Source organism: Patulibacter americanus DSM 16676, from assembly GCF_000420025.1.
Classification (GTDB): domain Bacteria; phylum Actinomycetota; class Thermoleophilia; order Solirubrobacterales; family Solirubrobacteraceae; genus Patulibacter; species Patulibacter americanus.
In genome coordinates this window covers 81,324-95,745 of sequence record NZ_ATUD01000010.1, presented here as the reverse complement: position 1 = coordinate 95,745, position 14,422 = coordinate 81,324, and the positions used below count along the sequence as shown (strand labels likewise).

10 protein-coding genes, 1 tRNA gene and 1 pseudogene are annotated in these 14,422 nt (G+C 76.1%); 6 read left to right on the top strand and 6 right to left on the bottom strand.

The window, feature by feature from the left end:
* Nucleotides 1-6: 6 nt before the first annotated feature.
* The 3 genes from F593_RS0115840 (at nucleotide 7) to F593_RS0115825 (ending at nucleotide 4,909) form a co-directional block, all read left to right on the top strand.
* Nucleotides 7-1,641 carry an acetate--CoA ligase gene (locus F593_RS0115840; protein ID WP_051160562.1) on the top strand — a complete coding sequence of 545 codons (1,635 nt, stop codon included), beginning with the start codon at nucleotides 7-9 and terminating at the stop codon, nucleotides 1,639-1,641.
* Between the two features lie 61 nt (nucleotides 1,642-1,702).
* Nucleotides 1,703-3,598 (top strand): S8 family peptidase, encoded by a 1,896-nt coding sequence (locus F593_RS29405; RefSeq protein ID WP_022929727.1) that lies wholly within the window; start codon nucleotides 1,703-1,705, stop codon nucleotides 3,596-3,598.
* A 147-nt stretch (nucleotides 3,599-3,745) separates the two neighbouring features.
* Complete coding sequence (locus F593_RS0115825; RefSeq protein ID WP_157251872.1) at nucleotides 3,746-4,909, top strand: matrixin family metalloprotease; 1,164 nt, start codon at nucleotides 3,746-3,748, stop codon at nucleotides 4,907-4,909.
* 167 nt (nucleotides 4,910-5,076) lie between these two features.
* Here the strand turns inward: F593_RS0115825 and F593_RS0115820 are convergent.
* From F593_RS0115820 to F593_RS0115800, 5 genes are all read right to left on the bottom strand, one after another.
* A tRNA-Ser gene (locus F593_RS0115820) sits at nucleotides 5,077-5,163 on the bottom strand.
* Between the two features lie 202 nt (nucleotides 5,164-5,365).
* On the bottom strand, nucleotides 5,366-6,682 hold the full coding sequence (locus F593_RS0115815) for a DUF445 domain-containing protein (RefSeq protein WP_028721733.1): 1,317 nt from the start codon (nucleotides 6,680-6,682) through the stop codon (nucleotides 5,366-5,368).
* Nucleotides 6,679-7,701 carry a DUF4393 domain-containing protein gene (locus F593_RS29400; protein ID WP_022929723.1) on the bottom strand — a complete coding sequence of 341 codons (1,023 nt, stop codon included), beginning with the start codon at nucleotides 7,699-7,701 and terminating at the stop codon, nucleotides 6,679-6,681. The genes F593_RS0115815 and F593_RS29400 overlap by 4 nt, the downstream gene beginning before the upstream one ends.
* Nucleotides 7,702-7,930: 229 nt before the next feature.
* Complete coding sequence (locus F593_RS0115805; protein WP_022929722.1) at nucleotides 7,931-8,137, bottom strand: helix-turn-helix domain-containing protein; 207 nt, start codon at nucleotides 8,135-8,137, stop codon at nucleotides 7,931-7,933.
* A complete protein-coding gene (locus tag F593_RS0115800) occupies nucleotides 8,137-8,616 on the bottom strand; it encodes a DUF2975 domain-containing protein (RefSeq protein ID WP_022929721.1) in 480 nt (159 codons plus the stop codon). Before F593_RS0115800 ends, F593_RS0115805 begins: the two co-directional genes overlap by 1 nt.
* A gap of 97 nt (nucleotides 8,617-8,713) precedes the next feature.
* On the opposite strand from F593_RS0115800, the pseudogene F593_RS31240 reads away from it, so the two are divergent.
* The 3 genes and pseudogenes from F593_RS31240 to F593_RS0115790 form a co-directional block, all read left to right on the top strand.
* Nucleotides 8,714-9,373 (top strand): annotated as a pseudogene (locus tag F593_RS31240) (metallophosphoesterase family protein); the annotation flags it as partial.
* 33 nt (nucleotides 9,374-9,406) lie between these two features.
* Nucleotides 9,407-10,231 (top strand): exonuclease SbcCD subunit D C-terminal domain-containing protein, encoded by an 825-nt coding sequence (locus F593_RS31235; RefSeq protein ID WP_342672898.1) that lies wholly within the window; start codon nucleotides 9,407-9,409, stop codon nucleotides 10,229-10,231.
* Nucleotides 10,232-13,270 (top strand): AAA family ATPase, encoded by a 3,039-nt coding sequence (locus F593_RS0115790; RefSeq protein WP_022929719.1) that lies wholly within the window; start codon nucleotides 10,232-10,234, stop codon nucleotides 13,268-13,270. It abuts the gene before it with no gap.
* Between the two features lie 8 nt (nucleotides 13,271-13,278).
* Here F593_RS0115790 and F593_RS0115785 read toward each other — a convergent pair whose 3' ends face one another.
* The gene (locus tag F593_RS0115785; RefSeq protein ID WP_022929718.1) at nucleotides 13,279-14,142 is read right to left on the bottom strand and encodes a helix-turn-helix domain-containing protein; all 864 of its coding nucleotides are present in this window, start codon (nucleotides 14,140-14,142) and stop codon (nucleotides 13,279-13,281) included.
* Nucleotides 14,143-14,422: the final 280 nt, after the last annotated feature.

Here is a 14,422-nt window from a genome sequence, read left to right as displayed (position 1 = left end):
CCCACCATGTCCGCCCCCGCGAAGTCCTACGACGAACTCGTCGCGAACCACGTCTGGAACGTGCCGGAGCGCTACAACATCGCCTCCGACGTCTGCGACAAGCACCCCGACGAGAAGCTGGCGATGGTCCACGAGGGCCCCGACGGCACCGTTCGGAAGGTGCGCTGGAAGGAGCAGCGCGAGCTGGCCAACCGCTTCGCGAACCTCGCGGTGGAGCACGGCATCGGGCGCGAGGACGTCGTCGCGATGCTCGTCCCGCCCACGCCCGAGGCCGCCGCCGCGTTCCTCGGCACGTACAAGGCCGGCGCGATCCTGCTGGCGATGTCGGTCCTCTACGGCGAGGAGGGCATCCGCCACCGCATCCGCGACTCCGGCGCCCGGCTCGTCGTCACCGACGAGGCGCACCGCGACCAGATCGCCGCCGCCGTCACGGGCCTCCCGGGCTGGGACGCGGACGGCGGCAAGGACGGCCTGCCCGGCTCCGCCGACCACACGCTGCTCGTGCTCACGCCCGACGCCCTCGAGGCGGCATCCCCGGAGTTCGAGACGGTCGACACCTCGTGCGACGACCCGGCGCAGCTCTTCTACACCTCGGGCACGACCGGCCTGGCGAAGGGCATCCTCCACGCGCACCGGTTCGTCCTGGCGCACGAGGAGTTCGAGCTCTGCCACGAGATCCAGCCCGGCGAGCGGTTCCGCTCCATGAGCGAGTGGGCCTGGGCCGCCGGGCTGAACCCCCTGCTCGGCGCCTGGCGCACCGGGGCCACCCACTACGTGCACCAGCGCCGCGGCGGGTTCGCGCCCGAGGACGAGCTGTCCTTCCTCTCGCGCCACGAGATCACGAACCTCTTCACGACCCCGACGGCGATGCGGTCTCTGATGGCGGTGAAGGACGCCGGCACGCGGTTCCCCATCCCGCTGCGCCGCGCGTGCTCGGCCGGCGAGCCGCTGAACCCCGAGGCGATCAAGTGGTTCCGCGAGCAGTTCGGGGTCACGGTGCTCGACTTCTACGGGCTCTCCGAGGGCTACCCGCTGTGCGCGAACTTCCCGTGGATGGAGGTCCGCGAGGGCTCCATGGGCAAGGTCATGCCGGGCTGGGACGTCCAGGTCCTCGACGAGGACGAGCGCCCCGTCGCCCCGAACGAGCGCGGCGAGATCTGCTGGCGTCGCGAGTCCAGCCCGACCTGGCCGCTGCGGTTCTGGAACAACCCCGAGGCCACGGAGGCGACGTTCGGCGGGGAGTGGTTCCACTCCAAGGACGCCGCCCGGATCGACGAGGACGGCTACGTCTGGTTCGAGGGCCGCGCGGACGACGTGATCCTCACCGCCGGCTACCGCGTCGGCCCGTTCGAGGTCGAGTCCGCGTGCCTCGAGCACCCCGCCGTGGCCGAGGCCGCCGCGGTCGCCAAGCCCGACGAGCGCCGCGGGTGGATCGTCAAGGCGTTCGTCGTCCTGGCGGAGGGCCACGACGCCTCGGACGCGCTGGCGGCCGAGATCTCGACCTTCGTGCGCGACGGCCACTCGAAGTACGCCTACCCCCGCGAGGTCGAGTTCGTGGAGGACCTGCCCAAGACGCTCACGGGCAAGATCCGCCGCATCGAGCTGCGGACGATGGAGGAGGAGCGGGCGAAGGGCGGCTGAAGGGCGGCGGCGTGACGCCCGCGGCCCTCAAGCCCGCGGGCGCGACGCCGATCACCAGGGCGTGACCCCCGGTGCTCGCACGACCCGTCGTTCCCTCGCCGCCGCGGTCGTCGCGGCCGCGACGCTCGGCCTGCCGGCCGTCGCCCAGGCCGACGCGCCCCTGATGGGCGCCGGTGCGCCCGACGCGCTGCCCGACCGCTACATCGTCGTCCTGGACGGCGACGCTCCGGCCGCCGCGACCGATGACGCCGTCGAGGACGCCCGCGATCGCGGGGCGTCCGTCTCCCGCACCTACCGCCAGGCCGTGCGCGGGTTCGCCGGCCGCCTGAGCCCGCGCCAGCTCCGCGAGACGCTGCGCGACCCCCGGGTGGCCTACGTCGAGGCCGACCGGGCGCTGACCGCGTCGGCGACCCAGTCGCCGGCCCCGTGGGGGCTCGACCGCATCGACCAGCGCGCCCTGCCGCTGAACGGCGCGTTCACCACGGCGACGACCGGGGCGGGCGTCACCGCCTACGTCATCGACACCGGCATCCGCGCGACCCACGCCGACCTGACCGGACGCGTCGGGGCGGGCTACTCCTCCATCAACGACGGCCGCGGCACCGCGGACTGCAACGGCCACGGCACCCACGTCGCCGGCACCGTCGGCGGCCGCACCTGGGGCGTCGCGAAGGACGTGGCGCTCACGCCCGTCCGCGTCCTGGACTGCACGGGCTCCGGCGCGACCTCGGGCGTCATCGCCGGCGTGGACTGGGTCACCGCCGACCACGTCGCCGGCACCCCCGCCGTGGCGAACATGAGCCTCGGCGGCTCCGCCTCCCGGGCGCTCGACTCCGCCGTGAACCGCTCCATCGCCGACGGCGTCGTCTACTCCGTCGCTGCGGGCAACGAGTCGGTCGACGCCTGCACGACGTCGCCGGCCCGGGCCCCCGCGGCGATCACCGTCGGCGCGAGCACCGATCGCGACGCCCGCGCCTCCTTCTCGAACTACGGCACCTGCCTCGACCTCTTCGCCCCCGGCGCGAACATCCGCTCCGCCGGCCACGGCAGCGACACCGCCGTCGCGACGATGAGCGGCACCTCCATGGCCGCCCCGCACGTGGCCGGCGCCGCCGCGCTCCTCCTGCAGGGCGCCCCGGCGGCGACCCCGGCCGCCGTCCGCGACGCGCTCGTCGGCGGCGCCACCACCGGTGTCGTCACCGACCCGGGCGCCGGCTCGCCGAACGCCCTGCTCTTCTCCGGCCTCACGCTCGGCGCGCCGACCACGACGCCCGCGCCGGCGCCGAGCCCGGCACCCGCACCGACACCCACGCCGGCCCCGAGCCCCGCGCCCGCCCCGGAGCCCGCACCCGCCCCGGCACCCGCGCCGGAGCCGGCCCCGGCGCCCGCCCCGGCCCCCGCACCGGCGCCCGTCGAGCCTGAGCCCGCGCCGGCCCCGGCACCCGCTCCCGCCCCGGCTCTGGTCAACGGCGGCTTCGAGGGCGGCACGCTCGGCTGGGCGGCCTCCACCGGCGTCATCGTCCGCGACGCCGCGCGCGCACGCAGCGGCGCCCGCTACGCCCGCCTCGGCGCCCGCGGCCGCACCGGCACGACCGTCCTCAGCCAGACGCTGCGCGTGCCGGCCGACGGGCGCCTGCGGATCTGGATGGCCGTGACCACGGAGGAGCGCGCCGCGGCCCGCACCCTCCGCGCCGCCGTCCGTGCCCGCAACCGCCGCGCCGCCGCGCGCCTGCGGCAGACCTCCGTCCGCGACACGCTGCGCCTCGACGTCCAGAGCGGCCCGTCGGCGACCACCCTGCGCACGTGGTCCAACGCGGACCGCAGCGGCTGGGTCTCCCACACCGTCGACCTCTCGGCCTACGCCGGCGAGCGCGTCACCCTGCGGTTCGTCGCCCGCGAGGACGGCGCCCGGGCGACGACCTTCCGCCTGGACGACCTGGGCCTGACGACCCGCTGACGGAGCGGGTGCGCGGGCCCCGCGTGCCCGCGCGCCGGTCACCAGAAATCCACACGGAGCCTGCGCGTACGTCGTATTGTCGTGTCGCGGCGAACGACCGCAGCCCGGGCCTGCGTGGGCCCGGATCCCCCGATCAGGAGTCCCCCGATGTTGAAGAAGGTCACCTCGACCGCCGCCTGCGCGGCGGCGATGAGTCTCGCCATGGTGGGCATGGCGTCGGCCGCCGCCGCGCCGGTCCCGCAGCAGGCCCAGGCGAGCAAGGCGTCGTCGAAGGCGCTGTGCAGCGACCCGCAGGGCATCGCCGACCAGTTCGGCGACGGTGCCGGGTCCGTGCCCGTCGACGGCAGCGCCAAGCGCCGCACGCTCTACCTCGACGACGCGTCGTACGCCGTCCAGCGCTGCCGAGCAGACGGCACGCTGCAGAAGGCCACGAAGTACGAGCTGCGGACGTTCGGCAAGAAGCGCACCTACGTTCCCACCGACCACATGGAGTCCACGCCGGAGGGCGTCCTGACCGCCGGCACCGTCGACTACATCAGCCCGGAGGATCCGCGCGCGACGCGGCTCGTGACGGAGGCGCTGGCGGACGGCGCACTGGCCGAGGCGCCGGCGGACGAGAAGGCGCTGACGGCGCCCGCGTCGGCGGAGCACGACCACGAGAGGCGTCCGGCGCAGACGCGGGCCTACCCGCCGAGCCACCCGCGGTGCTTCAACGCGAACTTCAACACCGGCCGCCGCTTCAGCATGTGGCCCAACCGCGGCGTCACCTACTACACCAACCTCCCCAACGGTTCTTGGGAGGGCCTGATCAACGGCGGCCGGGCGACCATCGACGACCGCTGGAACGAGTGTGGGTTCGCCGTGCCGTGGCGGACGCAGAGCACGTGGGGCGGCTCCGTCCCGGGGCTCGGGGTCAACCTCGCCGACGGCATCTCGGCGATCCTGGTCGGCAACGGGACGCTCGTTCAGAACTACTGCCAGGCGGCGCCGAGCTTGATCCTCGCGTGCATCAACTGGCAGCTGGCCCCCGAGGCCGTCGCCGGTCCGGGTGGGCAGACGCGGCGGATCGTGAGCTTCGACATGCTCTTCAACTACGAGCAGCCCTACACCGACGGCGCGCTCCCCGGGTTCTACGACGTGTGGTCGGTCGCGGCCCACGAATGGGGCCACGCCTACGGTCTGGACCACGTCTCGGGCGGCGCGTACGACGACTGGCTCGTGATGTACCCCTACTCGTTCCAGAACGACATCAAGCAGCGGTGGAACTCGCAGGGTGACCTCAACGGCATCGGGGCGCTCTACCCGAACTGACCGGCGACGACCGGCGTGCGGGTGGCGACGCCCGTGCTGCCGTCGTATCCCCGGGTCAGCACCTTCCGGCGCCCTCTACCCCTCCGGGGGAGGGCGCCGCTGCGTGCTCCGGGTGGTGGAGACGGGCCGCGGGCCCGTCACGGGTGGCCGCGACGCGCGGCAGGAGGCGGAGGGGAAGGGATTCGAACCCTTGGGCCGGTTACCCGGCCTCCAGTTTTCAAGACTGGCGCAATCGTCCACTCTGCCACCCCTCCGTGGGCGCCGGAACACGCTCCTCAACTCTAGAGCGGCCGGGCGCAGCGTGCCCCGGGTCCCCGTGCCGCGTGGACGTGCGGTCGACCGCTCTGCCCCCCGGGACGACGCGACGACGGGCCGGCCGACCGGGGTTCGTGACGCCCACGGTCGACAGGTGCGCGCGCCCGGGTGAGCCGCGCGACGCCGTGCTTCCTCCGGCGCTCAGCCGAAGATCGCGAGGTGCAGCAGGCCGGCGCCGAAGCCGAGGACGGCGCCGTGGAGGAACAAGAGCCACTCGTCCTCCTTCATCGCGGTGCGCAGCATCTCGACGAAGTCGTGGGGCGACATCGTCGTCAACCGGTCGCGGATCAGCAGCCGGATGCGCTCCCCCTGGACCTTGTTGAACTCCGGGTCCAGCAGCGGGGTCATCGTGTACTCGACGGCCTCGACGGCGACCTGGTCACGGATGGCGTCGTAGGAGCGTCCGCCCATGATCAGCCGGACGGCGGCGCGGGCCGGGCCGGTCGCGCGATCGACGGCGGGGCGCAGCGCGTCCTCGATCATCATCCGCGTGCGGTCGGAGCGCGGGCCGTTGAGGAGCTCGTCGCCGATCGCCGCGAGCGTCAGCACCTCCTCCGAGATCACGCGGGAGTAGATGTCGGCGGCCTGCGGCTGGCGGCGCAGGAACAGGCCCTGCACCTTGACGCCGAGGATCCGGCGCGGCTCGACGGGCTCGAAGATCATCGAGATGCCGACGAGGTTCGTCGCCCAGCCCACGAACGTGCCGAGCACCGGGAGCACGAACCAGTAGGGCACGGCCTCCGTGATCAGCACGACGGGGAACCCGAGCAGGAACGCGAAGAAGAACCCGAAGTTGACCATGAAGCGCAGCTCGCGCCGGCCGACCTCCTGGAAGATCCGGTTGGACAGCTCGGGCCGCGCCTCCAGGTGGCGGATGACCATGAGCTTCACGTCGAGGAGCTGGTCGATGTGCTCGCCGATCTCGTCCGTGATCTCGCGGACGATGTCGGGCAGCTGCGCGCGGACGCGGGCGTGGACGGCCTCGCGCACCTGCGGCGGCAGGTCGTGCCACAGCCGCGGGTGCTCGCGCTCCATGATCCGCTCCACGAGCGGTCGCAGCTCGAGCTGGACCGACGCGACCATGTGCTCGGCGATCTTCTCCGGCTCGAGCTGCTGGTAGAAGTCCGCGGCGCTGCCGAGCTTGGCGATGCCCTTGTCGACGGCGATCGAGCCCATCTTCGCCGCGCGCGACGGGATGATCCCCTGCCAGCCAATCCCCCCGTGCATCACGCCCGGGATCTGCTGCACCTTGCGCGGTGCGAGCCGGACGAAGAAGCGCATGCCGGGTATTCGGACCCCCTTGAACTCGAGGGGGTTGAACAGCATCCACACGGCGGACCAGTTCGTGACGTAGCCGATCGCGCCCATGAAGAGCGGGACGGAGATCAGCTCCTGCAGCGGGATGTGCAGGCCGAGGACGTGCAGCGCCGCCGCGACGGGAAGCACCGCGTCGCTCACGGCCGGGAGGCCCCGCCGGCGGAGCCGGGTCCGCCCCACCGCGAGCCGCGTGGCGCGGAGGCACCGCCGGGGGCCGCGGAGGCGTTTCCGGGGGCGGGCGGGGCGGCGGGAGCGGGCGGCACGACGGGCGTGCCCGGGCCGGGCGGCGGCGTGCCGCGCGGGGCGGCCGGGGCCGGCCCGCCGCCGGGCGGCGTGCCCGGCGCGGGCGTCTGCGTCGGCAGCAGGTCGGGCCGGCCGGGCGGGCGCAGCGGCAGGCACGCCTCGCAGAAGTCGTCGCCGAACGGCGTCAGCGCGATCGACCGGCGGACGACGCGCGCGGCGCGGCCGGCGCGCTTCATCGCCTGGGCCACCTCGGGCTGGGCCTCGAGCACCTGGTAGCCGCGCAGGTCGTGCAGCTCCTCGTGCGAGAACCAGATCAGGCCGAGGCGGAAGAGGTTGTTCAGGTACGCCGGGACGCGCTCGACGTAGCGGCAGCCGGCCTCGGCGCCGATGACGGTCAGCCCGGCGGCGACGACCTCGGAGCCGATCCGCAGCGGCCGGCCCGTGCGCACGTCGACGGCGGGCTGCGGGCCCTTCGTCGCCATGAGCCGCAGGATGCGGGCCTCGTCCGGGGTCAGCTCGTCGAGGATGCGGCCGTAGGCGGGGTGCGTCCGCTCCTCGAACCGCACGTCGGCCGCCTGGGCGAGCAGCCCGGCGCCGCGGCGCTGCAGGACCTCGGTGGCGTCGAGCGCGTGGGGGTCCTCGACCGGCGCCTGCGCCGCGGCGTTCGACCACGCGCGCGAGGTCTCCGTCACCCGCTCCGGGACCAGCCGGCTGAGCCGCTGCTCGACCTCGTCCACGCCGAGCAGCTGGCGGGCGCCGCGCCGGGCCTGGCCGGCGGCCTCCTCGGCCGCCTTGAGCGCCAGGCCGCCGAAGGGGAGGCGCTTCGTGATCGCCACACCGGTCTTGACCGACGTCCGGGCGCCCCAGGTCGCGGCCTGCAGGCCGCCGCGGGTCGCGATCCGGGCCAGACCGGGCATGGCGTCGAGCGGCGACGGCTCGCGGCCCTCCTCGGCGGCGTCGTCGGGGTCCGTGTCGTAGCGATCGGCGATAGCGGCGATCGTAGGCCAATCGGGCGCGCGACGGGAAGCCGTGGGACGCCGCTGGCACCGCGGCGCGGGGAGCCCGGCGGGGCGCGATGCGCGGCGGGGCCGGACGACCGCGCACGCTGCGAGGCCCGCGCGGTGCGGCCCGCACGCCGCGCCGCGGTCAGTCCGGAACCCACTCGAGCAGGTCGCCGGGCTGGCAGTCGAGCACCCGGCACATCGCCTCGAGGGTGCTGAAGCGCACCGCCTTCGCGCGCCCGTTCTTGAGCACCGCGACGTTCGCCGGCGTCAGCCCGACGCGCTCCGCGAACTCGCCCACGCTCATCTTGCGCCGGGCGAGCTCGACGTCGATCCGCACGACGATCGGCATCAGATGACCGCGTCCATCTCGGTCCGCAGCGTCGTGGCCTGCCGCAGCAGCGCGCGCATCACGACCATCAGCAGGCCGAGGACGCCGCCCGCGAGCAGCAGCACCAGCAGCACCACGAGGTTGCCGGGGTCGTCCGCGCGGGAGCCGACGTAGACGAAGAGCGCGAGCAGCAGCAGCCAGCCGACGGCGATCGCCGCGACGATCCCGTCGACCCAGACGAGGGAGCGCTGGCTGAAGATCCGGTCCCGCTGCACGAGCGTCAGCAGGCGCCAGGTGCAGACGATCACGACCTGCACGCAGAGCACCTCGAGCCCACCGAAGATCGTGAGCGGCCAGCGCAGGAACGCGTCCTCGGGCTGCTCCCTCGCCATGTGCGCGAACTGCCCGGGGAGCGAGAAGAACTGCAGCAGCAGCATGGCCGCGAACGTCACGGCCAGGAGGGCTCGGAGGGGCAGGACGACGCGACGAACCGACGGCATGCATCGACCCTCGCGCACTATCTATCGAAAGTCAATAGATAGGGCTCGGTGGAGGTGCCCGCCGATGTCCGGTCCGGGGCGTAGCGTGGTCTGCCCGATGCGGCTTCTCCACACCGCCGACTGGCACCTGGGGCGCACGCTCCATCGCGTCCCACTGCTCGACGCCCAGCGCGAGGTCCTCGACCACCTCGTGCAGGTCGCGCGCGAGGAGCGGGTCGACGCGATCCTGCTCGCGGGCGACGTCTTCGACCGGGCGCTCCCGCCCGTCGAGGCCGTGCGCGTGGCGGGCGATGCGCTGCGCCGGCTGGCCGAGATCGCCCCCGTCATCGCGATCTCCGGCAACCACGACTCCGCCGGCCGCCTCGGCTTCGCGGCCGAGCTCATCGCCGCCGGCGGCGTCCACCTGCGCACGGAGCCGCTGGGGGCCGGCGACCCCGTCGTCCTCGACGACGAGCACGGCCCCGTCGCGATCTACGCGCTCCCCTACCTCGACCCCGACCTGACCCGCGGCCCGCTCGGTGTCGAGGAGCGCTCCCACGAAGCCGTCATCGGCGCCGCCATGTCGCGCGTGCGCGCCGACCTCGATGCCCGCACCCCGGCCGACGGCCCCCCGCCCCGCGCCGTCGTCGTCGCCCACGCGTTCGTGCAGGGCGGTGAGCCGTCGGAATCCGAGCGCGACATCTCGATCGGCGGCGCCCAGACCGTCCCGCCCAGCGTCTTCGCGGGCGTGACCTACGCGGCGCTCGGGCACCTGCACCGGCCGCACGCGGTCGGGGGCGGCGCGGGGGACGTGACCGCGGGGGAGCAGGTGGCCGCGGCACCCGCGGCGGGCGACGAGCGGACCACGGACGGTACGGGCCGGGAGGGCGACGGCGCCACGGGTGGCGAGGACGAGGGCCGGGACCGCGCGGACGGGCGCAGCGCCGCCGCGCCGACGCCCGCCGACGACCTCGCCGAGCTCGGCGGACTGTTCGCCCTCGCCCTCGAGGACCCCGCCCCCGCGGCGACCGCCACGGCGCCCGACGCCCCGGCCGGACCCGTCGCGTCTGCTCCCGCCGCGGCGCCCGCGACGGCCGTCGCCTCCGTTCCCTCCGCGGGCGCCGACAGCGGCGCCCCGCCCGAGGCGCGCCCCACCGTCCGCTACGCGGGCTCGCCCCTCCCCTACTCCTTCACCGAGGCCGACGCCGCGAAGACGACGGCGATCGTCGAGCTCGACGCGACTGGTGTGGCCGACGTGCGGTTCGTCCCCGTGCCGGCGCCGTTCCGGCTCGTGCGCCTGCGCGGCACGATCGACGAGCTGCTCGGCGATCCCGCCCACGCGGAGCACGAGCACGAGGCCGCGTGGGTCGAGATCACGCTGACGGACGCCCGCCTCCCGTCCCGCCCGATGGAGCGCCTGCGCCGGCGGTTCCCGCGCGTCCTGGTGCTGCAGCACGCGCCGGAGGGCGAGCTGGCCGCCGCGACGATCGCCGCGGAGCGGGTCCAGGGCCGCAGCGACCTGGAGGTGCTCGAGCGGTTCGTCGAGGACGTCCGCGGGGCGGGCCCCGACGACGCCGAGACCGCGCTGCTGCGCGCCGCCGCCGAGCGCGTCGGCCGCGACCACGAGGAGGACTGAGTGCGCCTGCACCGGCTGGAGATCGAGGCGTTCGGCCCCTTCGGTGGCCACGAGGAGGTCGACTTCGACGCGCTGTCGGACTCGGGGCTGTTCCTGCTGTCCGGCCCCACGGGCGCCGGCAAGACGAGCGTGCTGGACGCGATCTGCTTCGCGCTGTTCGGCGAGGTCCCCGGGGCCCGCGGCGACGCCGGGCGCCTGGCCAGCGACCACCGCAGCGCCGAGGCGACCCCCCGGGTGACCCTCGAGGCGACGGTCGGCGGGCGCCGCATCCGCGTCGCCCGGGTGCCCCCACACCTGCGTCCCCGCAAGCGCGGCGGCGAGGGCGACCTGGTCGCGGAGCTCGCGTCGGCCGTCCTCGAGCTGCAGGGCGCCGACGGCGAGTGGCGGGCCGTCGCCGCCAAGGTGCAGGACGTGAAGCACGAGCTGGATCCGCTGCTCGGGATGACGGCGGAGCAGTTCCTGCAGGTCGTGATGCTGCCCCAGGGCGCGTTCGCCACGTTCCTGCGTGCCGACGCCAAGGCCCGCCAGGGCGTACTCGAGCGCCTGTTCGACGCCGGCCGGTTCTCGCGCATGGAGCTGTGGCTGCAGGACCGCGCGCGGGAGGCCCGCACGGCGGTCGAGGCCGCCCAGCACGAGGCCGACAACGCGCTGAGCGAGGGCTGCGGCGCGTGGTCGGCGCCCGAGCCCCCGCCGAAGCTCCGCGAGGGCGCCACGACGGAGGACGTCGACGCCTGGCTGACCGCCGAGCGCGAGCGCCTGGCCGCCGAGCGCTCCGCCGCGGACCGCGCCCGCGAGGAGGCCGCGGGCGCCCTGCGGGCCGCCGAGCTCGAGCGGGACGAGGCCCGCGAGCACGCCGACCGCCAGCGTCGCCGGCGCGAGGCCGAGGCCCGCCTGGCGGAGATCGAGGCGCACGCCGCCGAGCACGAGGAGCGCGTCGCCCGGCTCGCGGCCCACCACCGTGCCGCCCCGCTGCGGGGGTACCTGGACGGCGTGCGCGCCACCCGCGCCCGCGCGCAGGACACGGAGCGGACGATGGTGAAGGCGCGCGGCTGGATCGCCGCGCTCGAGGACGAGGCGCTCTCCGCCGACCCCGAGACTTGGGCCGCCGGCGCCCGTCGCCGCGCGGACGACGCCGCGAGCCTCCGCGACCTCGTCGCGGCCGAGGCCGGGCTGGCGGGACGCGCGTCCGAGCTGCAGCGCCTGCGCGGCGCGGCGCGGGCGGCCCTGGACGAGGGCGCGGCCGCGGACGAGCGCCTGCGCGGCGCCGAGGCGGCGGGGATTGCGCTCGAGGAGCGGCGCGCACGGGCAGCGGACGCCGCGACGGAGGCGGCCGCGCTCAGCGAGCAGGCCACGGCCGCGGCCGCCCGCGCCGACGCCGGCACCCGACGCGACGACCTCGCGGCCCGCGCGACCCGCGCCGCCGACGCGGCGCGCGCCGCGGTCGACGCGCACCAGGCCGCCACGGACCACGTGCAGCGCCTACGGCACGCGCGCCTGGAGGGCTACGCCGCCGAGCTCGCCGCGGGCCTGGGCATCGACGACGCGTGCCCCGTCTGCGGTGCGACCGACCACCCCGCACCGGCGACGCCGGGAGACGGCCACGTGACCGCGGAGCAGGAGCGCGCGGCGGCCGACGCGGCCGACGCGGCGCGTACCGCCCGCGAGGCCGCGGAGCGTGAGGCCGGCGAGCTGCGGTCCGCGCTGGCCGCCGCGCGGCAGGCCGCGGGCGGCCCGGGCAGTCCGGCCGCGGGTGCCGTCGTCGACGTGCCCACGGACGCGTTGCGCGCCGAGGCGGCGACCCTGGCCGAGCGGCTGCGGGCCGTCCGGGCGGCCGCGGCCGACGGCGAGCGCGCCGCCGCCGAGCGCCGGGATCTCGACGCCCGCGTGGAGCGCGACCGCGCCACCCTCTCCGCGGCCCGCGACCGGGCCGCGGCCCTCGGCGCGCAGGCCGACGGGCTCGAGACGGAGCTGACGCTGCTGCGCGAGCGGATCGCAACCGCCCGGGGGGACTTCCCGGACGTCGCGGCGCGCGTGGCGGGCCTCAAGCACGAGGCGACGTTCCTCGAGAAGGCGACCGCGGCGCACGAGGCGCACGTCGGCGCAGTCGCCGCGCAGGCCGAGGCCGACGCCGCGCTGACCACCGCGCTGCGGGAGCAGGAGGTCACGGACGCCGACGCCGCCGCAGCGGCGATCATGGCCCCACGCGAGGTGCAGGCGCTCGAGGCGCAGGTCCGGGAGGTCGACGAGGCCCGCTCCTCCGCCCGCGGCGTCCTGGCCGTCCCCGAGATCGCGGCCACGGCCCTCGAGCCGCCTGTCGACCTGCCGAAGGTCGAGGCTGCCCGTGCCGCCGCCGCGCGGGCCGCGGAGGAGGCGGCGACGGAGGCCGCGTCCGTCGGGCGCTGCGCCGACGGCGAGGCGGAGCGCCGGGAGGCGCTGCGCGCCGCGCTCGACGCCCTCGCGCCGCTCATGGCGGCCGCCGACCGGGCGCGGGAGCTCTCCGAGCTCGCCCGCGGCGGCACGGGCAACCGGCGCCGGATCCAGCTCTCGTCCTGGGTGCTCGCCGCCCGGCTCGAGCAGGTCGCGGCCGCCGCGACCGTCCACCTGTTGCAGATGTCCGCCGGCCGCTACGCGCTCGTCCTCCACGAGGAGGCCGCCACGGGCCGCGGCAAGGGCAACGCCGGCCTGGGCCTGCGAGTGCGCGACGGCTGGACGGGCGAGGAGCGCGACACGTCGACCCTCTCCGGCGGCGAGTCGTTCTTCGCCTCCCTCGCCCTGGCGCTCGGGCTGGCGGAGACCGTCAGCGCCGAGGCGGGCGGCCTGGACCTCGGCACCCTCTTCATCGACGAGGGCTTCGGCACCCTGGACGAGCAGACCCTCGACGAGGTCCTCGGCGTCCTCGACGACCTCCGCGACGGCGGCCGCGCCGTCGGCATCGTCTCCCACGTGCCGGAGCTGAAGCAGCGGGTCCCGATGCAGCTGACCGTGGAGAAGGCCCGCGAGGGCTCGCGCCTGCGGCAGGGGACGGTCGCCGGGGTCTGAGGCCGCCCTCAGCCGCCGCGGCGCGACGCCGCGGGCGGGCGGCCGGTCGCCCGGCGGTAGGCGGCCACGAAGGCGCTCGGTCCCGCGTAGCCGACGCGCCGCGCCACGACCCCGACGGGCAGCCCCTCGTCCAGCAGTCCCGCGGCTGCGCTCATCCGCTGCTGCGCGCGCCAGCGGGCGAAGGGGACACCCGTCTCCGCCACGAAGATCCGCGCGAGCGTCCGTGCGCTCGCGCCCGTCAGCCGCCCCCACTGCTCCAGGCTGCGGCCGTCCGCCGGGTCCTGGGCCAGCGCCCGGGCGACGACGACGGCGCGGTCGTCCCGCGGCATGCGCGGCGCCACGACCCGGCCGCCGACGGGGCGCAGCAGGCTCAGCAGGAGCGCCTCGGCGTGGGCGCGCTCCCGGCCGTCGGCGGCGTCGGCCCCGAGGAACCGCAGCAGCTCGCACACCAGCGGCGTCGCCGCCAGCGCCGCGGGGCCGAGCCCGGCCAGCGCCGCGGGGCAGCGCCACGGGTCGACGTAGGCGCAGTGGACGCTGGCGGGCCGCCGGGCGACGACGTCGTGCTCCGTGCCGCCGGGGAACCACGCGGCCTGGGTGGGCCCGATCGACCAGGCCTCCGCACCCACGCGGACGTCGACGACGCCCCGGGGCGCCCAAACGAGCTGGTGCTCCGGGTGCGCGTGGACGCCGAACCCCTCGCCGGTGGCGAGCTCGTAGCGGGCGGACCGCAGGACCGGGACCGCGCCGCCCGGGCCCGCCGCCTCACCGATCGGCTCGCCCCGGATCGGGTCGGCCGGGGGCCGCGCCGGCTCCGTCGGAGCGGAGGAGGAGAGCGCGCCCCGGCGCACGGCGGTGTCGGCGCGGGGCCCCATCGGGCCAGGCTACCGCCCGCCATGTCCGCCCGGCGACACGATTCGTCCGAGCCACGTCACTCCCACGGACTCGCACGCGTCGGTCCCGCCCGACGCCGACGCGGACGCCCGTGGGACCGAACCGTGTCCCCTTAGGAGCTCGCGCTCGGGACCGTGTCGCCCCGCTCGAGACGTCGCGATTGCTGGACAGCGGATGTCGCCAAACGGACAGCCCGGGCGAACGCACCTCCGTGCTGCGTGCCCGTCGGCATGCCCGGCGCAAGCGACGGCCAGCCCGCCA

Coding starts and splice junctions, on each gene's coding strand:
- F593_RS0115840 (WP_051160562.1), top strand. CDS start 7: ATGTCCGCCCCCGCGAAGTCCTACGACGAACTCGTCGCGAACCACGTC.
- F593_RS0115825 (WP_157251872.1), top strand. CDS start 3,746: ATGTTGAAGAAGGTCACCTCGACCGCCGCCTGCGCGGCGGCGATGAGT.
- F593_RS29400 (WP_022929723.1), bottom strand. CDS start 7,701: ATGCCCGGTCTGGCCCGGATCGCGACCCGCGGCGGCCTGCAGGCCGCG.
- F593_RS0115805 (WP_022929722.1), bottom strand. CDS start 8,137: ATGCCGATCGTCGTGCGGATCGACGTCGAGCTCGCCCGGCGCAAGATG.
- F593_RS0115800 (WP_022929721.1), bottom strand. CDS start 8,616: ATGCCGTCGGTTCGTCGCGTCGTCCTGCCCCTCCGAGCCCTCCTGGCC.
- F593_RS0115785 (WP_022929718.1), bottom strand. CDS start 14,142: ATGGGGCCCCGCGCCGACACCGCCGTGCGCCGGGGCGCGCTCTCCTCC.